Source organism: Neobacillus drentensis (assembly GCF_036962125.1).
Lineage (GTDB): Bacteria > Bacillota > Bacilli > Bacillales > Cytobacillaceae > Neobacillus > Neobacillus drentensis_B.
The window spans coordinates 128,824-151,940 of the sequence record NZ_JBALOA010000002.1 but is presented as its reverse complement, the minus strand read 5'-3'; the positions used below and the strand labels follow the sequence as shown (position 1 = coordinate 151,940).

The 23,117-nt window shown below is 38.8% G+C and carries 20 protein-coding genes; 16 read left to right on the top strand and 4 right to left on the bottom strand.

Features of this window, described 5'->3' with window-relative positions:
• Positions 1-371 precede the first annotated feature (371 nt).
• The 4 genes from V7121_RS01715 (at position 372) to V7121_RS01700 (ending at position 6,881) form a co-directional block, all read left to right on the top strand.
• A complete protein-coding gene (locus V7121_RS01715) occupies positions 372-2,570 on the top strand; it encodes a SpoIID/LytB domain-containing protein (RefSeq protein ID WP_335501199.1) in 2,199 nt (732 codons plus the stop codon).
• A 348-nt stretch (positions 2,571-2,918) separates the two neighbouring features.
• Entirely contained in the window at positions 2,919-3,743 is an 825-nt protein-coding gene (locus tag V7121_RS01710) for a formate/nitrite transporter family protein (RefSeq protein ID WP_335500710.1), read from the top strand.
• A 178-nt stretch (positions 3,744-3,921) separates the two neighbouring features.
• Entirely contained in the window at positions 3,922-4,959 is a 1,038-nt protein-coding gene (locus tag V7121_RS01705; protein ID WP_335500712.1) for an alpha/beta hydrolase, read from the top strand.
• A 164-nt stretch (positions 4,960-5,123) separates the two neighbouring features.
• Positions 5,124-6,881: a bifunctional metallophosphatase/5'-nucleotidase gene (locus V7121_RS01700; protein ID WP_335500714.1), complete on the top strand. Its 1,758-nt coding sequence runs from the start codon at positions 5,124-5,126 to the stop codon at positions 6,879-6,881.
• A 48-nt stretch (positions 6,882-6,929) separates the two neighbouring features.
• Here the strand turns inward: V7121_RS01700 and V7121_RS01695 are convergent, their stop codons facing one another.
• The gene (locus V7121_RS01695) at positions 6,930-8,618 is read right to left on the bottom strand and encodes a hypothetical protein (RefSeq protein WP_335500716.1); all 1,689 of its coding nucleotides are present in this window, start codon (positions 8,616-8,618) and stop codon (positions 6,930-6,932) included.
• Between the two features lie 199 nt (positions 8,619-8,817).
• Between V7121_RS01695 and V7121_RS01690 the strand changes: the two genes are divergently transcribed.
• The gene (locus tag V7121_RS01690; RefSeq protein ID WP_335500718.1) at positions 8,818-9,300 is read left to right on the top strand and encodes a PaaI family thioesterase; all 483 of its coding nucleotides are present in this window, start codon (positions 8,818-8,820) and stop codon (positions 9,298-9,300) included.
• 140 nt (positions 9,301-9,440) lie between these two features.
• Positions 9,441-9,824, top strand: coding sequence for a hypothetical protein (locus tag V7121_RS01685; protein ID WP_335500719.1), 384 nt, complete (start codon positions 9,441-9,443; stop codon positions 9,822-9,824).
• An 83-nt stretch (positions 9,825-9,907) separates the two neighbouring features.
• Here V7121_RS01685 and V7121_RS01680 read toward each other — a convergent pair whose 3' ends face one another.
• Positions 9,908-10,819, bottom strand: a complete 912-nt coding sequence (locus tag V7121_RS01680; protein WP_335500721.1) for a TetR/AcrR family transcriptional regulator — start codon at positions 10,817-10,819, stop codon at positions 9,908-9,910.
• A gap of 184 nt (positions 10,820-11,003) precedes the next feature.
• Between V7121_RS01680 and V7121_RS01675 the strand changes: the two genes are divergently transcribed.
• Both V7121_RS01675 and V7121_RS01670 read left to right on the top strand, forming a co-directional pair.
• A complete protein-coding gene (locus V7121_RS01675; protein ID WP_335500723.1) occupies positions 11,004-12,545 on the top strand; it encodes a DHA2 family efflux MFS transporter permease subunit in 1,542 nt (513 codons plus the stop codon).
• A gap of 131 nt (positions 12,546-12,676) precedes the next feature.
• The gene (locus V7121_RS01670) at positions 12,677-13,279 is read left to right on the top strand and encodes a branched-chain amino acid aminotransferase (RefSeq protein WP_335545485.1); all 603 of its coding nucleotides are present in this window, start codon (positions 12,677-12,679) and stop codon (positions 13,277-13,279) included.
• Between the two features lie 86 nt (positions 13,280-13,365).
• Here V7121_RS01670 and V7121_RS01665 read toward each other — a convergent pair whose 3' ends face one another.
• Positions 13,366-13,665, bottom strand: a complete 300-nt coding sequence (locus tag V7121_RS01665; protein WP_335500727.1) for a hypothetical protein — start codon at positions 13,663-13,665, stop codon at positions 13,366-13,368.
• A 108-nt stretch (positions 13,666-13,773) separates the two neighbouring features.
• Positions 13,774-14,340, bottom strand: a complete 567-nt coding sequence (locus V7121_RS01660) for a CBO0543 family protein (protein WP_335500729.1) — start codon at positions 14,338-14,340, stop codon at positions 13,774-13,776.
• Positions 14,341-14,520: 180 nt separating this feature from the next.
• On the opposite strand from V7121_RS01660, the gene V7121_RS01655 reads away from it, so the two are divergent.
• The 8 genes from V7121_RS01655 (at position 14,521) to V7121_RS01620 (ending at position 22,950) form a co-directional block, all read left to right on the top strand.
• Entirely contained in the window at positions 14,521-15,198 is a 678-nt protein-coding gene (locus tag V7121_RS01655; protein ID WP_335500731.1) for an oxidoreductase, read from the top strand.
• A gap of 15 nt (positions 15,199-15,213) precedes the next feature.
• Positions 15,214-16,020 (top strand): uroporphyrinogen-III synthase, encoded by an 807-nt coding sequence (locus tag V7121_RS01650; RefSeq protein ID WP_335500733.1) that lies wholly within the window; start codon positions 15,214-15,216, stop codon positions 16,018-16,020.
• A gap of 641 nt (positions 16,021-16,661) precedes the next feature.
• Entirely contained in the window at positions 16,662-18,017 is a 1,356-nt protein-coding gene (locus V7121_RS01645) for an NAD(P)-dependent oxidoreductase (RefSeq protein ID WP_335500802.1), read from the top strand.
• 33 nt (positions 18,018-18,050) lie between these two features.
• The gene (preA, locus tag V7121_RS01640) at positions 18,051-19,337 is read left to right on the top strand and encodes an NAD-dependent dihydropyrimidine dehydrogenase subunit PreA (RefSeq protein ID WP_335500735.1); all 1,287 of its coding nucleotides are present in this window, start codon (positions 18,051-18,053) and stop codon (positions 19,335-19,337) included.
• A 16-nt stretch (positions 19,338-19,353) separates the two neighbouring features.
• Entirely contained in the window at positions 19,354-20,772 is a 1,419-nt protein-coding gene (hydA, locus tag V7121_RS01635; protein ID WP_335500737.1) for a dihydropyrimidinase, read from the top strand.
• Positions 20,773-20,947: 175 nt separating this feature from the next.
• Entirely contained in the window at positions 20,948-22,420 is a 1,473-nt protein-coding gene (locus V7121_RS01630) for an NCS1 family transporter (RefSeq protein WP_335500740.1), read from the top strand.
• A gap of 43 nt (positions 22,421-22,463) precedes the next feature.
• The gene (locus tag V7121_RS01625; protein ID WP_335500742.1) at positions 22,464-22,679 is read left to right on the top strand and encodes a hypothetical protein; all 216 of its coding nucleotides are present in this window, start codon (positions 22,464-22,466) and stop codon (positions 22,677-22,679) included.
• A 37-nt stretch (positions 22,680-22,716) separates the two neighbouring features.
• Complete coding sequence (locus tag V7121_RS01620; RefSeq protein WP_335545483.1) at positions 22,717-22,950, top strand: hypothetical protein; 234 nt, start codon at positions 22,717-22,719, stop codon at positions 22,948-22,950.
• Positions 22,951-23,117: the final 167 nt, after the last annotated feature.

The window sequence follows — 23,117 nt, the reverse complement described above, 5'->3', positions numbered from 1 at the left end:
TCTAGATTATAGTTTCTTATTGTCTTTACGGTTCAGTAAGGGTGAATTTCTACATTCATTGTGGGAGTAAAAGTTTTTCCACTAAGGTCTCACCCTGAAAAATCAGTATGTTATTTATATTATAACATATTTTCACTTTGCTTGCTGACTAAACTCGATTTTTGTAGATAATTGTCGGTAAATATCGCGAACACAAGTGTAAGCGTCTTTGATGCTAGTATAATTAATCAAGAAGGGTTGTCCTTAAATAGGTTCACTAAGTAAATTCTTCAGTGGATTTACTTTCCATTATTATCTTGTTGTTAATTAATAGAATCATAAAGTATGATTTTTATATATGGACCTCATCCTCATAGGAATGGAGAATGATATTGAAAAAATATAGTGCAAGTTTTCTTTCCTTTTTGTTGCTATTTAACATACTTATTACGGGTGTGTCAGCAGAAACGATTGAACCAAAAATTAAAGTGAAGCTAGTAAATTATCTAGGTAATAAAACGGAGCTAACGATTATACCCACAGGTGATTATACTGTTGACCAATCATCAGTCCGCTTAACAACGGGGAAGTCCTATCTCATAAAATACGATAATAATAAAGTTACGCTAGTAGACGGAACAACTTCATTATATACCGCAGACACAATTAATTTAGATTCAGCTAAAGATACCGACTACTTATCTATTAATAATCGGAAATATTTAGGTTCCTTTCAATTCGTTCCTGAAAGTTCAAAGTATGTTCGGCCTATTAACGAAATCTACTTGGAAGATTATTTAAAAGGTGTCGTTCCATCTGAAATGTATGCGAGTTGGAACCGCGAAGCCTTAAAAACGCAAGCGATAGCTGCTCGAACCTATGCATTATCCTATAAATCAGTAATCATCGATGATACGATTAATTATCAGGTCTATGGTGGATATGTTTGGGATTCAAATAGTAATGCGGCTGTAGATGAAACAAAAGGTGAAGTTTTAAAAGTAAATGGCCGGTTAATTAGTGCCGTTTTCTCTGCCAGCAATGGTGGAAAAACAGAATCTAATGCCAATGTCTGGGGCTCCGCGCCAGTTTCATACCTAACGATTAAAGAAGATGCATTTGATGCAAAAACTGCTTGGACCTTCACGATAAGTAAACAACAATTTGATCCAGCCAATTTGTCATGGACTCAAATGAAAGAAAAAGATGCAACGATTACTAGTACGATTAAGACCTGGATGTCCACACATGGTTATACTGGAAAAGAAATAAAAATAGCAGCTATTCCTGTTTTAAGCTTACACACCCCCACATCAGGAGGACGTGTTTCAAAAGGAAATATCACGATTGACTTTTTTACAAAAGATAAAGTTAATGCTGATGGCGCTTATATACCGCAAAAGTTAGTTTATGAAAACGTGGCTGCTTCTCAGATTCGTGCCATGGTTGGTAATCGTACCATGAAAAGTTACCTTGTCTCAAACATTGAGGATACGAACGGAACCATTACAATATCAGGAGTTGGTGATGGGCATGGCGTTGGTTTAAGTCAATGGGGTGCGCAGAACCGTGCCGAAATCGGACATCAAAAATACAATGAGATTCTTGCTTTCTATTATGAAGGGGCATCCATTGTCAAAGAATACGATGAAAGACCACAACCGGCGGTTCAAGAAACTACTGAACCAACCGACCAAACAACTTCTGGGACAACTGAACAAACAACTGCAGAGCCAACCGAACAAACAACCTCTGGGACAACTGAACAAGAACCAGCAGTGCAAGGACCCCTTGAGCCTAAAGGAGAAATTGGTCCAATTATCGACGAAGTAGCTCCAAAAATTAGTGATGTGAAAATAAGTGTCGATAATATAAAAAATAAAGTGCGCATTTCCTTTAAGACGAATGAGAAAGCAAAAGTGACGATTTATCTTAAAGACAGTAAGGGCAAGATTTTAACTTACCTATTAAAGGATGCTGTAACCGGAGCAGGTACGATTACGAAAGAGTATAATAGTTATTCTTTATCGAACGGTAAATATTATGCAGGGATTATCACTGTCGATATGAGCAATAATAAATCATCGACATTGCCAGGCTTTGAAGTAAAGAGAGATAAGACAGCTCCCAAGTTAACAAGCGTCAAGACAAATATCGATAACGCAAAAAATAATGCAGCGATATCTTTTAAAACAAACGAAACAGCCAAAATAACTGTTTATATAAAAAATAGCTCTGGTAAAATCATTAAATATTTGAAAAAAGAAGTATTAACGAAAGCGGGGACGATCAACCTAGGATATAGTACCACCACTTTAGGAAATGGGAAGTATTCCGTTCTGATGTCAGCTACTGACACGAGTAAGAACCGTTCAAGTGCAACGACGACCTTCGTAGTCAAAAAAGTGTTGAAAATAGGAAAAGTAACTGCCTCAAGACTCAATGTCCGTGCCACTACGTCAACAAAAGGAAAAGTGATTGGAACGGTAAAGAAAAATCAAAAAGTCACAATTGTCTCAACCTCAGGGTCATGGAAAAAAATTAAATTTGGTAATAAAACAGGTTATGTTTCTGGTAAATATATAAAATAAGGCGGAAATTATTCGTCTAAGGCTGTCGAAAGTTTTTTCGATAGCCTTTTTCTTTGTATAGGAAATTATAAAATAATTAATTGTGGATATATTGATTTAGTCTCTCTGAATCCAGCTCCAGCGCCCAACGGCTAGTGTCCTTCGCTCTCCGCCCTACGATAAGTCAANNCTTGCGCCTTTTGTTCTTGTAAATTTACTAGATAAGCAAAATTACCCAGATGAATGTAAGCGCTATAAAATCGTTAAAGAAATATTCACAGGATTGGTGCCGATTTTGTTATAAAATAGATGTATGTTAAATGTTTCACATAAAAAAGAGTGCAGTTCATTTAAAAAGGAGTCCTTCTAATGGGATATAGTAAACCCGAAACAATTATGGAAATCACAGTCGAAAATGGAGTGAAAAAAACAAAATATCTGCCTTTACAAACTTTAATCTTAGGTTTTGAAGCAGGTGCATTCATAGCCTTAGGATATTTACTTTTCATCCGTGTAACAGCAACTCTAACCGGAAATTTAGAAGGATTAGGTAGTTTGATTGGTGCATCGGTCTTTCCAATTGGCCTTGTACTGACTCTGCTTGCCGGTGGGGAATTATTGACTGGAAATATGATGGCTGTTCCGTTAGCACGATTTGCAAATAGAATTAGCTCGGGGCAAGTTTTCTATAACTGGTTCCTAGTTACGGTTAGTAATTTTATCGGAGCTATTTTTGTTGCTTACTTTTTTGGACATTTGGTAGGACTAACTGAAACAGGACCATTTCTGGAAAGAACGATTAGTATCGCTGACCATAAATTAGAAGCAACTTTCCTGCAGGCCTTCATATCAGGAATTGGCTGTAACTGGCTAGTTGCTGCCGCTGTTTGGCTTTGCTATGGAGCAAACGATATGGTCGGTAAAATTACCGGTATCTGGTTTCCAACGATGGCCTTTGTTGCAATCGGTTTTCAGCACGTTGTAGCAAATATGTTTGTGATTCCTGCGGCAATCTTTGCAGGGCATTTTACCTGGTTAGCATATATTGAGAATTTTATCCCTGTTTTTCTAGGTAATGCTGTTGGGGGATCAGTCTTTATTGCGCTTGCCTACTGGACTGCATATAAGAAAAAAGAACAGACATATAGTGAACCCAAAGTGGTTCAGCCAATCATGAAAAGTGGAGTAAGATAGTTTTACTGTATGCATAACTTCTCTAAAAAATAGAATAACTAGTGTGGAAGCTCCTTTATCAAAAGGAGCTTTTTTACATAGATTTTTTACTTTTCGAACATATTGGCTTGTAATTAAGAATAATATCGGAGAATGAACACCATGTTTAGTATAATAGTAGGAAAGAGGGGGGAGGACTATGGGGTTATTTTCGAAGAGGGAGTTTCATATTGCTGACAAAGGGATCGATGTGGTTGAAAAGCTTAGGCTGGGTGAAGTCGAACAGTCTGTCCTAATTCAGGCGGATGATACAACGAAGCCTATATTGTTGTTCGTTCATGGCGGCCCTTGTATGCCAGTTCCAGGCGTAGTTTCTAGAGGACAGGATTATGCAGTATCGATTTCGACAAAGGAGCTTGTAAAACATTTTCTTGTGGTGTTTTGGGATCAACGGGGAGCAGGGAAAACCTTCGATAAAAATACACCAAAAAAGACGTTTCGAATCGAGCAATACATTTCTGATTGCCATGATCTAATCGATACCTTAAGGAGTCGTTTTAAGCAAGAAAAGGTTTATTTAGCTGGCCATTCTTGGGGAACAATTATTGGATTGTCGATTGCCTGCCGCTACCCTGAGAAGCTTCATGCGTATTTTGGAATCTCGCAGATTATTAATTGGCAGGAAAATGATCTGATCTGTTATAACTGGTTAAAGAATCAGGCAGAAAAAGCGAATGATCGGAAAACGCTGAAGAAATTAGAGGAACTAGGTAGACCTCCCTATCTTATATTGAAACAATGGACAGATTTTCGTCGACCCCTGATCAAATATAATTCAATGGTGTATGAAAGTGAAACCGTGAAACATCCAGGCATGCTTGGAGCCTTAAAGCTCTTTTTAAATAGCAGAGAATACACCATTAAGGATATCTTCCACACCCTATACAGTTCCTACAATCTTACATACACCCAAGAACTAATTGAAGATTTTGCAGAAATTAATTTTAAAACAGTGGAAAAAATAGAGACATCACTTGCCTTTTTACATGGGTTGAAAGATGTTCATGTTGATGGCAAACCTGTTGAACAATTCTTTAATGAACTTGAGGCCCCATTTGGAAAAGAATTAGTATGGTATGAAAAGTCTGGCCATATGTTTCATCCAGATGATTCGAAAAAGATTGAAGAATTTATCATCGATTATGCGAAAAAGCATTCGGAATTGCTAGTAGTATAACATGTAGCTTTAATAATTGGGACGACCCACAAATAATTTTTCAACGGTGAAGTTGAAGAATTTTCGTGGGTTATTTTTGTTTGGGTAATTTGTAAATATTGTATATTACCACACTACAAAGCGAAAAATACGTTCGTTCTCTTAAAAAACGTAGGAGGTATTCCATGAAATTGTTTCATTGCGTATTTCTTTCCATGATTCTCTTTGTCTTGTCAGGGGTGATGGTGACTAGAAACGCTACAGCTCTTGAGCCAGAAGGAAAGCAACAGCCGCTTCAAAAATATTCTCAATCTGAAACTGTAGAAGTGGCCAGGCAAAAACCAGCTAATAAAGGGGATCAGGGGTTATCTGAAAATTACCATGGACATAAATCCAACCGTCCTGAAACACAAAATCCGAAAAAAGTTAAACCACCTGCATCGAATAAAAGCTTCATTCAGATTCAACTATTGGGAATAAATGACTTACACGGTCAATTAAATGTAACCCGTAATGTAGGCGGAAAACCTGCTGGAAGAGTAGATTATTTAGCTGCATATTTAAAACAGCGTGCTGCTGAAAATAAAAATACACTGCTTGTCCAAGCTGGAGACATGGTTGGCGCTAGTCCCCCAGTGTCCGCTCTTTTGCAAGATGAACCAACTATTGAAATTTTGAACACTCTAGGTTTTGATATTGGAACCGTCGGTAATCATGAGTTTGATGAGGGGGTAACCGAGCTGCTCCGCCTTATTCATGGAGGGACGCATCCGAAAACAGGAAATTTTACGGGATCCAAGTTTCCTTGGGTCGTCGCGAATGTGGTTAATAAACAAACAGGTAAAACTATCCTGCCTCCATATCAAATTTTAAAAATAAATGGGATGCCGATTGGGTTTATCGGTGTCGTCACAACTGAAACGCCAGCCATTGTTCTACCAAGCGGGGTTGCAGGTTTAAGGTTTACCGATGAAGTGGAAGCAATCAATCGTAATGCCGCCGAATTGAAAAAACAAGGTGTCAAATCGATTGTCGTCTTAGCCCATAACCCTGGCACCTCAGGTCCAAATGGTGAAAACCCAACCGGTCAACTCGTCGATATCGCCAATCGAGTCGACGATGAAGTGGACATTATCTTTGGGGGGCATAATCACGCCCATATGAATGCAACGATAAATAATAAATTAGTTGTTCAATCCTATTCATACGGGACTGCTTTCTCTGATGTGGATATCGAAATTGATCCGAAAACAAAGGATATTGTCACGAAGAGGGCAGAGATTGTGACTACCTTCCAAGAAGGCATAAAACCTGACCCTGAAATAAGAAAAATGATTGAAGGTTATGAGGCAAAGGTTGAACCGATTGTGAACCGTAAAGTTGGTTCCACCTCGAATCCATTGATAGCAAAACAAAATGAAAACGGGGAGTCCGTGCTCGGTGATTTCATTGCTGATGCCCAAAGAGCTGCGCTGAAGACTGATCTTGCCTTTATGAATCCTGGTGGTATCCGAGCTGATATTAACTCTGGAGAAATTAGCTGGGGGGAAATTTATACTGTTCAGCCTTTTAATAATGACCTTGTCAAAATGATGATGACGGGAGAGCAGATACGTGCGTTGCTAAATCAGCAATGGGGTGCCTTGAAGACAAACATGCTGCAAATCTCAGGTTTAACCTACTCTTGGGATCCGAATAAACCCAACGGTCAAAAGGTGGGCAGCATCAAACTTCCAGATGGAACGGAACTGGGTCAAACAAAAACCTATTCCGTTACGGCAAATATCTTCCTTTCTGGTGGGGGAGATGGCTTCACCGTCTTTACACAAGCGCAAAATAAAGAGATAGGAATAGTTGATTTAGATGCCCTCGTCAATTACATATCTGGTCAGCCTAAACCGTTCAATTATAGTATTCAAAATAGGATACAAAGAATTCAGTGAACATAAGGGTGTCAGGTACTAAAAAATAGTACCTGACACCCTTATCGTTTAATGTAATAAAGCTTCTATTGTGAGTTCTTTTACTGGCAAGAATTCTTCACCAGTATCTGAGTAACGTATGTTTACTTTATCTCCTTCTTTTAAATAGATGGCCAGAGGTTCTTTTTCGGAAGAAATCATAAAGTTTTGGTGGTTGTTTAATAGAAAGGAAACAACGGTAAAATCTCCTGTTTTCTCCTTATATACTCTCACTACCGTTCCGCTGATTTGCTTTTCTTCTGCTTTAGAACTGCCGTCTACGGTGCCTTTTCCTCTTTGTAAGGCTGTTTTATAAAGTCTTAGTGCTTCATTTGGAGTGTTCCCATAGGCAGATATTTCTGGATTGGCTGCCGATACAATAAAGTAATTTTGCAGAAAACCATTTGAATCCAAGACAGATGTTAACCAACTTGCTTCCCCATAAAAATTGTAGAGAATCGGCATTTGTCCGTGCCATTTCTTTTCGATAAATTTCTTTTCAATAATCTGCAGGGTACCTTGGGAATCCATATAAGATTGTTCTGGGTTCCCTGTATAGAAAGTGGCTTTTCCCGTTCTTGAGTTAGTTAAGGAGTAACCAAGCATGGAATCGACACCTTCTTTCGGACTGGTAAAGTCTGTAAAATAATACATCGTTCCATTTTCATCAAAAATTGGGCTAACATTTGCTTCCGTTCCTTCATCGGAGGGAAGTTTCACATCAGACTTTCCAAAAACACTATTCCAAAAGCCATGAACGAGGTTCCCGTAATAGCTGTTTTGTAAACTAACCGCTTCAGGAGAGACAGCACCATCGATAAATTTTGGTACACTCGCTAACCTGTATTCTTTCATAGCTCCTGTCTGAGAATCTACGACGATGAGCCCTTTAGTAGTAAATCCATTGCGGGCAGAAATAAAGTCCCCATAGGTCCGGATATAATATGGTTTACCATTTTCGTCTATTTCCAATTGAACATCACCATAGAAAATCTTTTTCGGATATTGCATCCGTATATGTCGTTCGATGTTTTTATTAAAATAAGAGGAGGGGGTATAAACCATCTTAGATTTAATGAATTTCGGATTAGCAGTAGAATCGGTTGCACTTAGGATAAAATAACCGGGTGTACTTTCACCCTTCGACCATTTAAAAAATCCAGAGAATTCGACGGGAGCAATATAGACATAATCACCGTTAAGTTTTTGAATTTGAAGATTCCCCAGCTCGTAGTAGCTGGTATTTGGGACTTGTCCAAACGCCTTTTTCATTTTATTACGGGCAAATTGCGGCGGGACACTTGCAGGTGTTTCCTTTTCATCAAAGGTTTGGATTTCTACTTTTTCATCCATTTTTGCCACTTTATATTTTTCATCCGCATTGAAAATAAAGGCTGTTAAGAAATAAATTCCAAGTCCAAGACAGACAAGGAAAAGAAGACCCTTGACGATTCTTTCAGTACCCCTAGCAAAAAATGCACCGCCAGCTGTCAGAATAATACCTAATGGCCATATAGAAGAGAGGTTCCTATCAAAATTACTTAAATAATAAAATAAATAGACAACAATCGAGAGAATGATAACTACTACAATGAAAACTCCTATATTTAGCTTATTGCTCTCCTTTTTCTTCTTTCCATTACCATGATCAAAAATGGGTATTAAAACTAGTGCTGATATAATGCCAATTATTAAAGTAAAAAGAAATATATTCCCCATCCATTTTGCCCCTTTTCATTTTTGTGCTCTAAATCATAATTAATATACGGATACTTGGCTAATTGGTTTCATTATTTTGGGTGTCAGGTACCATGTGAAAAAAGTTCATATTTCAAATATTTAGTCAATTAATTGACCTGTGAATTTTTTCAATGATATCATGTTTATGAAAGCGTTTTCTACTGAGGGGGAGTTTTTTATGGAAGATAAGGTAATACATGCCATTCAGGATGAGTATCCAGATGATTTCGCCTGGTGTTATGGCTGTGGTCGATTAAATGAAGAAGGTCATCATTTTCGAACTGGCTGGATGGGAGAGCAAACAGTAACAATCTTTACACCTGATAAAAACCATCTGGCATTACCAGGTTTTGTTTATGGCGGAATGGTAGCTTCATTAATAGATTGTCATGGAACAGGTTCAGCATCATTGGCACTGCATCGTAAGAATGGTCATGAGGCGGGCGAGGGGATGGAGCCTCCGCGATTTGTCACGGCATCATTAAATGTAAATTTTATTAAACCAACACCACACGGGGTTCCATTAAAAGCCATTGGAACGGTACATGAGATTCATCCGAAAAAATTTAAGGTAGAAACAGAGGTCTATGCAAATGATCTTCTTTGTGCACGTGGGGAGGTTGTTGCTGTAGTCATGCCAAGTACTTTTATAAAGAGTTAATATTTCAAACAGATCCATTTTGCTTGTTTGGCAGAGTGGATTTTTTGTAATCAAACTGAAATATTAATTTTTGAAACAAAATCCAACTTTGATCGTCTAACTAAGGGTGGAATGAAATTATCGGAGGAGGCCAGATGGAAATGAGGGAAAGAGTACTTATTAGCTTAATGATTATAATCATTGGTGGTTCTTGTATTAGTGTTAGTAAATTGGGTACTGCCCTTTTGCAGGAAGAGAATCCCATCCCTCTCATTTTTTCGGCCTTGAAGTTAAAACTTTCCGATAGTGAATATGTACAGTTTGCCAAAACTGACAATCGCAGTCGGTATTTATCAAAAAATACCAAACGCAGTCGTTTTGATATAGTTAAGAAATATATGAATTCCAATGGATGGATGTTCCAAGAGCAAATGGGATCAGGATTGATATTTTCAAAAAACGGGAAGGATGCAGTGGTTGAAATTAGACAATATACGAGCCATTACTTCATTTGGGAGATTCAGAAAGCAAAAAGCATTTTTTAAGTATCCAAACATACATAAGAAAAGATATACAAATCCTTTTCATGAGTAAAAACCCCTAAACTACAATCAGTTAGGGGTTCATTTTAATTGGTCTCGATTTCGTCTAACTCTTTGAAATAATTTTCTATCAGTTTTTCCAACTCTTGATTTTCTTTTTTCCAAACAGAACTTCCTTTCAAGGTTACGAGGGCGCATTCAATGAGAAATTTTCTTGGTTTACTTGTATGCAGAAGTTCTTCCTGGATAAAGTCTAAAAGTTCAAGATTTTTCTCTTGTTCAACTTCCCCATGTAAATTCTTCGTGATCGCTTTCCTCAAAGCACCAGATAGGTGAAGTAGTTGGTTTTTAAAGTCATTATTATGTTTATTACAACCAGGCAGCCATTTTTCTAATAGGGCAGGGTCATGCAATTGATTGCCTGATTCAGAAATTTCTTCGACCATTTTTACCAAACGTGTCACACTAAAACGGACGACATGACTTATTTTTTCACCAGACTCATGGGTTATGCGGTTATATTGCAGGTTGTGTTGGAGTAGCCCCTGAAACATAATTGCACAATCCAATAAGAAAGGCTTCTTGTCCTCTCCGAATAAATCGATGAACCGACTGAAATACCAGCGAAGCGATTTCAATCGTAAGTGCTGGATAAATTGTTTAAGGTCAGCATCATTCGAGGCCAATACTTCCTCATAGAGGGTAATTAGCTTGTTTTTTCGATTAGAAATCATTTGTAATTCAAGTTGTTTGATAAATATCTCAATATTTGCAGGATCTTGGCCAAGAAGTAGATCATTTCGTTCCTTTTCAAGCGTCTTATAAATTGTTTTATAAATACCGATTAATAATTCGTTCTTTGATGAAAAATAATTATAAAATGTTCCCTTCGATATCCCGCTATAATCTAAAATGTCCTGTATGGAGGTAGCTTGGAAGCCTTTTTCGACAAATAATTGGTGGGCCATCTTAATTACATTTTGTTTCCGGTTGTACATAGCATCACCTTAAATCTGAATTTGTACTTACAGTATAAATTTATACTACCTTATTTCAAGTTTCTTTACAAACCCATATTTTTGTAGAACTTTTTAATTGCAAAAACTGAACTAAGAGTATATTATTATGTAAGTGTGAAACCGGGGTATAAAAAAATGAACATATATTATAGGGGGAAATTAAATGGATCAAACCATAAAAAAGCCAAATCGTCCACCGTACGGAATTTTAGCCGTTCTGATGATTGGTGCTTTTATAGCTTTTTTAAATAACACTTTGCTTAATATCGCATTACCTTCCATAATGAAGGATCTAAACATTGAAGCTTCGACAGTTCAATGGCTGACAACAGGATTTATGTTAGTTAACGGAATTCTAATTCCCTTATCGGCTTATTTAATTCAAAAATTTTCAGTTCGGCAATTATTTCTAGCAGCAATGATTTTATTTACCATAGGAACAATAGCTGCTGGGTTTGCTCATGCCTTCCCGTTATTATTAACGGGCCGGATGATTCAGGCTTCAGGTTCAGCTATTATGATGCCGTTGTTAATGAACGTTATGTTAACCAGTTTCCCAGTTGAAAAACGAGGCGTCGCTATGGGAGTTTTCGGATTAGTGTTAATGTTCGCTCCAGCGATTGGGCCAACATTATCGGGTTGGATTATTGAACATTATGACTGGAGAATGCTCTTCCATTTTGTTACACCAATTGCGATTATCGTTGTTTTAATCGGCTTTTTCTTACTTAAAGATAAAAAAGAGAAAGTGAATATCAAACTTGATTTCCTAGCAGTGGTGCTATCAAGTGTCGGATTTGGCGGCATCCTTTATGGGTTTAGTAAAGCAGGTACAAAGGGCTGGGATAGCCCAGAAGTATATGGTACGCTTGCTATTGGCGTAATTTGCTTGGTAATATTTATCCTGCGTCAATTAAGTCAAGAAAAACCGCTTCTTAACTTCCGGATTTACAAATATCCAATGTTTGCATTATCATCAGCTATTTCCATGGTTGTTACCATGGCAATGTTTTCAGGGATGATCCTGCTGCCTATTTATGTGCAAACCATTCGTGGAATTTCACCTTTAGATGCAGGCTTATTGCTGCTACCAGGTGCGATTGTCATGGCCATCATGATGCCAATAACAGGGAAATTATTTGATAAATTTGGCGGTCGGATTTTAGCGATTATTGGTTTAACAGTTACCGTGGTAACGAGTTACATGTTTAGTAAATTAACCATTGAAACAACTTATACTCATTTAATCATTATATACACAATCCGTATGTTCGGGATGTCGATGGTGAATATGCCAGTAACAACGAATGGTTTAAATCAGTTACCAGCACGTTTTTATCCACATGGTACAGCGATGAACAATACCATGTCCCAGGTTTCTGGTGCGATTGGGACAGCATTGTTAGTAACCGTCATGACTAACCGGGCTAAAACTCATGCTACAGAATTGATTGCAGCTGCAAAAAAGGCTATACCAGCAAATCCGTCAGTAAAAATAACAGAAGCAATGCAATTAAAAATGCAGCATGATATCCAAATGAAAGCTATGTTAGAAGGAATAAATGACGCTTTCTTTGTAACGGTGTTTATCGCCGGTTTGGCTTTGGTTCTTGCTCTATTTATTAAACGAGCAAAGCAAGCAGAAGATCCTGGTGATTTAAAACCATCCACTCAAAAAGTAAAAGCGAAATTAGCAGAGAATTAAATGGTAGTATAGGAGGTGACTTCACAGAGTCGCCTCTTTTTTTTGCAAAAAAAAGAAGATGACATTTGCTTTTTTTCTCATTAACTATCACAATAATAAGCAGATAATTGAACCATTAGGAGGATATTCTGGTGTTAAAAGATCAAATCAAACAATACATAACTGAACAATTAAATCATCGTAACGAAAATGGTATAACGATCTTTAAAGAAGAAAAAGAGTATGTGGAGAGAAACCAGCTAGCAGATCATCTGCAACTTTCTGAGATGGATGCAAGTGTACGCTTCGCTGATGCCTACATTGAGCGTTGTGATAAAGAATCAGAAAACATGCTGAAGAATGAAACATCAGCATTTCTTAATGAGCGTTTGGATTATTTAAAAAAGCATAAAAATGAATTTATCTATATAGAGTCCAATTGGTTTGACCTTATTAGTATCGAGGCGATTTCTTTAGAAGCAGATGATGTGTTCGGAACCTATGATGTTATGTTAGGATTAAAATTGCAAAAGAAATTTGAAAAATCGCTAAAAGAAAACTTAGATAGCCTTCTATCTGGAGATCAGGCGAAATTTGATTTAATGTTCAGCCTAGAAGATGGGTTATGGAATTTGAACTTTGCCTTAAATTATGTGCAAGGTTTTCACGAGGATATAACTATTGGTGAGGCATTCCAGCTCATTTATCGATTTTTGTTTCAATTGGTGGAGGCTGTCGAAGAGGACCGCAAATAGAATTGGTATAAGGCGCATGGGTAGTTATCGATCCATGCGTTTTATTGTAAGCTAAATAGGGGAGGTTTAGGACCTCTCCCTGGAGCTTAACTTAAATCCTGTTCTAATATCGAAATCGGTGAGCCTGATGAGGTGTGCTGGTTTACCCATCCAAGTGAGGTTTCCGACACACTCGACCAATTTGGTATTTCTTCCTTATGTTGTTCGACCCAACTCATACAGTATTGTGGGTCGATATTATAATCGAGGCACTGAGCTAAAAACGCTTGGATGGTTTCCTCATTGCAATTTTGCCATAAACCACAAGTATAGCTCCAGACATTTTCCATTTTCGCTTGTAGCGAAACCTCATTAATGAAGTTACTAAATTCAAAGTCGTTAGGCATCCAGGTTCCTCCTGTATAAAAATTTCACATCCTTCAGTATGTCCAACAAGAAAATAATTGAACATAAAAAAGAGTTTAATTTCAAAAATTATCCAAGGTTTACAACACTTAGTGTTCTTTGTTTAAAGGTGAAAATTTGGTTCTCAAACTTAACCAATACGCACTCATATATATTGCAATTTGGATAGGTACAGAATAGGTGAATCGCCAATGGATTGGATTGTAAACTGTTAACCATGTGAAAAATGGTTCCGCTAGATAGGAACTCATGAGGGCGAAGAAAATGGCTTTAAGCCATGGGTTACTATTGGGACGAAACTGTAACAATACCATGATTGTTAAGGGCATTAGCGTCATGTCCCAAGGAAAATAGGTCGGCAGTACGGGGATTACGTGGTATCGGTAATGCCACAAACCAATTTGGTCCCCGATAATGTCAAGCATTACGGAAATAGACATCACATAAAAACCAACATACAAAAGAAGGTCTGTACTTTGCTTTTTTCTGATCACGAACCAGATCACCCAGGGCAAAATAGAAAGGAAAATTCCCATCCACCATAATCCTGAAAAGAGGACATGTTCTCTCCAAAGTTTAATTTTGAGGTCAATTAAATTTTCAATTTTATCGACGTTTTTATCTATTATTTTGATAACTTTATCGTTATTTTCCATATTTACCTCATCTTTTTTATATCATCCTTCATTAGGTTAATACATATAAGAAGAATTATACTTCTAAGGATTAATATTCTTCATTATTCCTGAGGTTTGTGCAATAATCTTAATCAAACAGATTGATTACTTTTTTTGCTAGTGATTGAATTTAATCGTTGGATCGAAAGGGGACAAGATGTGAAAAACAGAAATAAAACAGCACTCATTTTAGGTGCGACTGGACTAGTAGGTAATGAATTAGTAAGATTCCTTATCCAACATAAGCGTTATGAAAAGATTCATTTGTTAGTGCGAAGACCAATTGCAAGCAAGGATCCCACTTATGAAGCCCATGTTGTTGATTTTGAGCAACTTCATACATACCGCGAATTATTTCAGGTTACTGATGTCTTTTGTTGTTTAGGAACCACCATTAAAAAGGCGAAAAGCAAAGAAGCGTTTCGAAAAGTGGACTTTGAATATCCCGTTGAGGCAGCCAAAATAGCAAAGGCGAGTGGGGTAGAGAAATTTTTAATTATTACCGCGATGGGCTCAAATGCAAAATCACGGATTTTTTATAATCAAGTAAAGGGTGAAGTGGAAGAATCTCTGGGGAGTTTAAGCTTACCTTCTGTTCATATATTTAGACCATCACTTTTGTTAGGGGAAAGATCAGAGTTTCGTTTCGGTGAAAAAATCGCAGCAAAAGCCAGTGCATTCCTAAATGTGCTCATGGTTGGCCCATTACGTCCTTATCAAGCAATAGAAGCGAGAGACGTTGCTGCGGCAATGGCCATAGTAGCTGAATCTAGTAAAAGAGGGGTGAATATTTATCCCTCCCATACGATTAAACGGATAGCAGTGGATTATTCATAAAGAGAGGTTTTCATAATGGAAAAGGGTTTAACAGGGAAGCGAGTCGTAATTTGTGGTTCTCGTAAAATAGAAGAAATAAGTTCGATTATTGAAAAGCAGGGAGGTGTTCCACTAATTCGCACCCTTCAAGGGACTGTATTTTTAGCTGAGAAAGAAGTGGAACCAGATTTACGTGAATTCGTGGAAAATAGGGCTGATTGGGTGATTTTTACTACAGGGATTGGCTTTGAAACACTTGTTGATTTGGCTGCTAAACTAGGTTTAGAAGATTTATTTTTAGAAATTATTCGTGAAGCAACGATTGCCTCGCGGGGATACAAGACACTTACTGCTCTGAAAAAATACCAGTTAAAGCCCGACGTGGTCGATGAGGACGGTACAACGAAAGGATTAGCACGAGCACTTGCTAATGTAGATTTCACTAGAAAGAGGGTTATGGTTCAACTTCATGGTGAAACGGCACCTGCTTTAATAAAATTCCTAGAAAGCCGCGGCGCAACCGTTCAAAAAATCCTTCCTTATCAGCATATAGCACCTGAAGATGAGATTTTAGAAAGGTTATGTAATGAATTAATGTTCAATGGCTGTGAAGCAGTTTGCTTTACCACAGCAACCCAGGTACATTCCCTATTTACCTATGCAAGAGAAAGAGCCATTGTCACAGAAATTATTGATTCTTTTAAGGAAAAGGTCATTGCTGCAGCGGTTGGAAAAGTGACCGAAGCGGCTTTAAAGGATGAAGGGATTGAAAGGATTGTCGTTCCAACAAATGAAAGAATGGGTGCAATGGTTATAGAATTAGCAAAATATTATCAAATTTAACAGTTTTATGTGTACCTACTTTACGGTTGATACACTTTTTTATCGAATTCAGCCGTAAAGGTATTTTCGAAGAAAATGTCGAGAACTTTTTTCAATTATTTCAATTTGCGATAGGTGTTTATACGTGTGTAAAAAGCCTATTAGACTAGTAGTTCCCAAGCAGTTTAAACCTATTGTCCTGAACAAATAAAGTATGTAAGATTAATTGACAATTCGCTATATTATTACATTATTTTTGGTATCATTATGTTAAATTGAAAAAGAATTTAGAAAAGTGTACAAGAAAAGCTAGCCCTCTGTAGTAGTGTATTCCATTCCTAATCAATTCCAATAACATCTATCATCATGCAGCCACTAGGATTCACTTCATATGAAACCACTCATCTTTACATAATGGTTAATTAATTGCATGCATCATTTTACAGATTGTATGGTGAAATGCCTATTTACAGTCGGTAAAATTATAATAAGATGCAGAATTTTCTGCGAAATACATAAATAGACAAAAGGAGCTGGTCAATTTTTGGTCATATCACTTAATTAAAGCGCTTACATTTTAAAAGTAAACCGGACAACTTTAATTATTATTGGAAATATACCAATTCGATAAGAAGGAGGGTTACTCTTTGGCGAATGAAAAAATGCAGCGCATTTCCTTATCCAATCTGGAACAGAACTTTCTAGAGGTGGAACAGGGACTAACAAATCAGGAGGCAATTGAAGAATCCAATCGTTGCCTATATTGCTATGATGCCCCGTGTATAAAGGCTTGTCCTACAGGTATTGATATACCAACTTTTATTAAAAAAATAGCCTCAGGAAACTTATTAGGATCGGCGAAAACAATTATGTCATCGAATCCTGTTGGTGCCAGTTGTTCAAGGGTTTGTCCAACGGATGAACTTTGTGAGGGGGCTTGCGTCCTCAATCATTCAACTAAGCCGATCATGATTGGGAATTTACAAAGATATGCAACAGATTGGGCTATGACCAATGGCAAGACACTTTTTCAACCAGGTCAAGCAAATGGAAGGACAGTGGCTGTCGTTGGCGGTGGTCCGGCAGGGTTATCAGCAGCAAGGGAACTGGCTCGATTAGGTTATGAGGTTACGATTTTTGAAGGAGCTGAGAAGGCGGGCGGCTTAAATACGTATGGCATCGTTTCATTTCGATTACCGCAACAGATTTCTTACTGGGAAGTCGAGCAGGTTGAGAAATTGAATGTAACAATTAGAACAAACACGTTTGTCGGCAAGGATATTTCAGTGGAAGAAATTACTGAAAATTTTGATTATATAATATTGGCAGTTGGGATGGCTCATGTACCAAATCTTGGCGTCGAAGGTGAAAACCTCAAGGGTGTCTATGATGCGATTGAATTTGTTAAAGCTACCAAAACCGGACAGGTAACCAGTGACTTTGTTGGAAAGCGGGTTGTGGTCATTGGTGCTGGGAATACCGCAATTGATGGTGCAACCTGTTCTGTCCGCTTAGGTGCAGAAAATGTCAAAATCTTATATCGAAGAACAGAAGAAGAAATGACCGCCTATGACTTTGAATATGAGTTTGCCAAACAGGATGGTGTCGAGTTTCGGTGGTTAACGGCCCCTAAACGAATTATAGGTGATGAAACTGGAAGGGTAAGTGGAATTGAATGTATCAAAATGCAGCTAGGGGAACCTGAAAAAGATGGACGGCGTCGACCTGTCGCGATTGAAGGCTCCGAGTACGTGCTGCCAGTTGATGCGGTGGTAAAAGCAATAGGGCAGACCAGACACTTACAATTGATTGAAGAGTTCGGACTAGAACATAATGGCGGCGTTGTCAAGGTAGACCTGGACACGTTCCAAACCTCTAATCCAAAAGTGTTTGCCTGTGGTGATGTCGTGTTTGGTAAGGGGAATGGGGATGCAATGGTCGTAACGGCAGCACAACAGGGAAAAGAGGTTGCACATGCGATTCATAAGCAGTTTTCCGTTGTTGGAACGGTAAACTAACTTCTAATTTTGATATAAAGGGGAGAAAAATAGATGGCTGATTTACGTATCAATCTTGCAGGGATCAAATCTCCTAATCCGTTCTGGCTCGCGTCTGCACCACCTACCAACTCTGGCTATCAAGTGCAAAGAGCATTTGAAGCAGGCTGGGGTGGAGCAGTTTGGAAAACGCTGGGTGATCCAATTTTGAATGTGTCCTCACGATTTGCCGCTGTCAGTTTTAACGGTCAAAGAGTGGCAGGATTTAATAATATCGAACTCATTACCGACCGGCCCTTAGATGTTAATTTAAAGGAAATTTATGAAACGAAAAAACGGTTTCCTAATCATGCCATCATTGCTTCACTGATGGTGGAACCAAAGCAGGAGGCATGGCATGAGATTGTAAAACGCGTCGAGTCTGTCGGGGTGGATGGATTGGAACTCAATTTCGGCTGCCCGCATGGAATGGCCGAGCGTGGCATGGGCTCAGCCTCAGGACAGGTCCCTGCACTAGTTGAACGCCAGACCTATTGGGTAAAGGAAGTGGCCAAGACTCCTGTCATTGTAAAATTAACACCAAATATAACTGATATTACCGCCACGGCCGAAGCGGCCTGCAATGGCGGAGCGGATGCGATTAGTATGATAAATACGATAAACAGCCTCATGGGTGTCGACCTTGATTCATGGAATACAATACCCCATGTTGCCGGAAAAGGAGCCCACGGTGGTTATTGCGGACCTGCCGTAAAGCCGATTGCGTTAAATATGGTCGCGGAATGTGCTAGACATTCCCATATTAACGTGCCTATATCGGGAATTGGAGGAATCTCCAACTGGAAGGATGCTGTTGAATTTATGTTGATGGGTGCTACCGGCGTTCAAGTATGCACGGCTGCCATGCACCATGGGTTCCGAATAGTCGAGGACATGATTGAAGGACTAAGTAATTATCTTGATAGTAAGGGGATTGCCTCGGTTTCTGAAATCATCGGGAAATCGGTCCCAAAATATTCGGATTGGGGCAATTTGGATTTGAACTACAATATCGTTGCTAAAATCAATCCGGAAGTCTGTATAAATTGTAATAAGTGTCACATCGCTTGTGAAGATACCTCGCACCAATGTATTGATATGTTAAAAGACGTAAATGGAAAGAGCATCCTGAAAGTAAGGGAAGAGGATTGTGTCGGCTGTAACTTATGTTCAATAGTTTGTCCGGTCGACGGGGCTATTGACATGGTAGAAGTCACAAGTGAATTGGCGCCAATGACTTGGAATGAGCGCCAGGCTGCCTTAAGTGGAATTGTCGAATGTAAAGCTGATGTAACGAAGTAAATGGAGGGGAATATGGATGAAAAAAATTATTAAAAATGGCACGATCGTTACTGCTGCAGATACGTATCAAGGGGAAATTTTAATTGAGGATGGGAAGATTACACAAATTGGTACGAATCTTTCAACAATCGGTGCGGAAGTCATCGACGCCAAAGGTTGTTTTGTTTTTCCGGGAGGAATTGATCCACACACCCACCTTGATATGCCTTTTGGCGGGACAGTAACGAAGGATGATTTTGAATCAGGAACCATCGCTGCTGCCTTTGGCGGAACAACAACGGTGATTGATTTTTGCTTAACCAACAAGGGTGAGCCTCTGAAGAATTCCATACAAACTTGGCATGATAAATCAAGAGAAAAAGCAGTCATCGATTATAGTTTCCACTTAATGATCTCAGAAATCAATGAAGATGTCCTGGGCGAGCTTCCTCAGGTTATTTCAGAGGAAGGGATTACCTCCTTTAAGGTATTTATGGCCTATAAAAATGTGTTCCAGGCGGACGACGAAACCTTGTTTAAAACATTGATCTCCGCAAAAGAACACGGAGCCTTGGTGATGGTTCATGCCGAAAATGGCGATGTAATTGATTTCTTAACAAAGAAAGCCCTCGCCGAAGGTAATACAGACCCCATTTACCATGCCCTAACTAGGCCGCAGGAATTAGAGGGTGAAGCGACAGGACGGGCGGCGAATTTCACTGGTCTTGCCAATTCGCAACTATATGTGGTCCATGTTTCTTGTGCGGATGCTGTGGAACAAATTGCTAAAGCACGCAGTAAGGGCTTTGATGTTTGGGGTGAAACCTGTCCGCAATATTTAGTCCTCGACAAAACCTATTTAGAAAAACCTAATTTTGAAGGAGCAAAATACGTTTGGTCCCCGCCATTACGAGAAAAGTGGAATCAAGAGGTTCTCTGGAATGCTTTGAAGAGTGGTCAACTGCAAACAATCGGATCCGATCAATGCTCCTTTGATTTTAAAGGGCAGAAGGATTTAGGCAGGGATGATTTTACCAAAATACCGAACGGCGGCCCAATGATTGAGGATCGTTTGTCGGTTTTATTCTCTGAGGGGGTGAAGAAAGGACGGATTAGTCTTAATCAATTTGTTGATATTACTTCAACACGGAGCGCGAAGCTGTTTGGTTTATTCCCGAAAAAAGGGACAATCGCGATTGGTGCAGATGCTGACCTTGTGATCTTTGATCCAAATATTGAACGGGTGATTTCTGCAGAAACGCACCATATGGCAGTCGATTACAATGCGTTTGAAGGAATGAAGATAACTGGGGAACCTGTTTCCGTGTTATCTCGTGGGGAATTTGTGGTTCGTGACAAGCAATTTGTAGGAAAACCAGGATCTGGCCAGTATTTGAAGCGGGCAAAATATAATAAGAATGCCCTCGTCAATCAAAATGAAACCTTGTCAATCTAGTCATTAGAAAAATATCCTGCTACAGTGCCGGCTGGCACTTCTGAATCTGGATTCGAACTACTCCTGTCATTGCTCGGCTTGGCTGAGCAATGGCCCTTAAAAATGATGTTGACTGGTTGTTTAGATTTTGAGTCTCGAATTCTAAAAAAACAAACCAATAACAAGGAGTGTTCACATGAAAACAAACCATTTAAAATCGCCTGATTTATTACCGATTCACCATAAAGACAGGAAAATTACGAAATTAGGCTATTCGTTTATGTGGGTTGGTATGGTAGTCGTCCTCGCCACCTTTGCGATTGGTGGAGCTGGAGTCGTTAGTCTGTCCTTACCTTGGGTCATTCTCGCAACAATTATTGGAAGTCTGGCGATTGGCTTTTTCATATCACTAATCGCAGACATCGGAATAGAACACGGATTGTCCTTTCCTGTTTATATGAGGGCCCCGTTCGGAACGATAGGAACTCATATTCCTTCTATTACCCGTGGAATAACCGCATCGATGTGGTTTGGGGTGAATACTTACTTCGGCTCGACGGCTATGAATGGTATCTTAAATATTTTATTTGGCTTTGATAATTGGTTTGTTTGTTTTCTAATCTTCGCGGCTGTTCAACTAATAAATACGGCACTTGGTATCAAATCAATCGAGCGTTTTGCGGATTTAGCCGCACCAATCATTCTTCTTATTTCACTTTGGATGTATGTATCGTTATCTGATCAGGCAGCCACTGCTGGGAGAGATGTTTGGAGTTGGGTAGAATCACCGGTTACAGGTGGAGCGGCATTTTCAGCCTTTTTAGTGGTTATTTTTAGCAATATGGGTTTTTGGGCGACGTTAAGCGCAGACATTCCTTCCATCTCACGTTTTATGAAGGCACCTAAGAATGAAAAGAATTGGTTTAAGCGAAATAAAGCATCTCTGATTGGGAACTTGATTGCTATGCCGCTCACACAAACCTTCATGATTATTATCGGTGCAGTCTCCTATATTGCTGTTTTAAATGCTGACCCTGTCGTCGCTCTGCAAAAAGCAGCCACTGGGTTTATCCTAGCCATTTTATTGTTAATGATCGTTTTAGCCCAATGGTCCACCAATACGGCTGCTAATGTTGTTCCTGCAGCAACTATTTTCTCAAATGTCGGTGGTCCGAAGTTTCCGTTTTGGGGTGGAGTGATCACAGCAGGCATTGTCGGTACCATCGTACAACCGTGGCAGTTGTTTGATATTATTATCCAAGTTCTCTTATTTGTTGGGGGCATTTTGGCTGCTATCGTCGGCATCTTATTTGCGGATTATTATTTATTGCGTAAAAGACGTGTCAATGTCACAGAATTATATGAAAATCATGGCCAATATAAATATATGGGCGGAGTAAATCTAGCTGGTTTTATTGCCTGGATTATTGGGGCAACTGCCTCCTATTTTGTGCCAAATTATGGGTTTTTAGTAGGATTTATTATTGGTGCTGGGGTGTACTATGTTCTTGCCAAACACTGGTGGTTTAAAAAATATCCACAGGCAGAAATTGAAGATCCTAGTGATGAAAAATATTTAGGTATTTCTGTAGGACGTGATTGGGTAATCGAAGAAAGGGTCTATGAAACAGTCCTGGAGGAAATCCCGGATAATGTAGATTTATATTAATACCTTAGGTTTCTAAAAGAGTAATTATATAGGGGGGAATTGGATGTCAGATTATCAGCAATTTTTAGATGAAAGAGACAAAATTGATTTTCTCATTCAAAAAGGATACCGGATTACGGGTGTGAATGAACATCTAAATGGAGCAACGGTTGAATTTGCACATCCAAAAGGGAATGTAACTGAAATCCTAAAGATTGGAACGGCGAATGCCCGTAAATATTTTGCGAGTCTTCTATTAAAGCAAAACCACAATAGTTAGAACATGGTTGAAAAAAAGGGCAAAAAGGGTGGACGGTATGGAATTTTATTTAAGGTCAAAAGATAATACCTATCCTTGTGAAGTCACAATTGATGAGGATAATGGCCGTTATACGATAAGAAAATCTGATTCCAGTGGGGAATACTTTAATTCTGCGAAAGAATTGGTGGCTTGGATTATGGAAAATTGGCACTCTGCTGATTTTCTCGATCGTGAGGAATTTGAGTCCATGATTCGTGAAATTAAAGTTTACTTCCCAATTATTCACTAGAGATAAATGAAAGGATTGGTTGCAGGGCCAATCCTTTTTTAAAAGATAAGTATAAGTTTTTAAACTTAGTTTACTGTCTAGCTCCAGCGCCCTAGCGGCTAGTGTCCTTCGCTCTCCGCCCTACGATAAGTCAACATCGAATCGCCTCCGGCTCTTCGTGTTTCCTT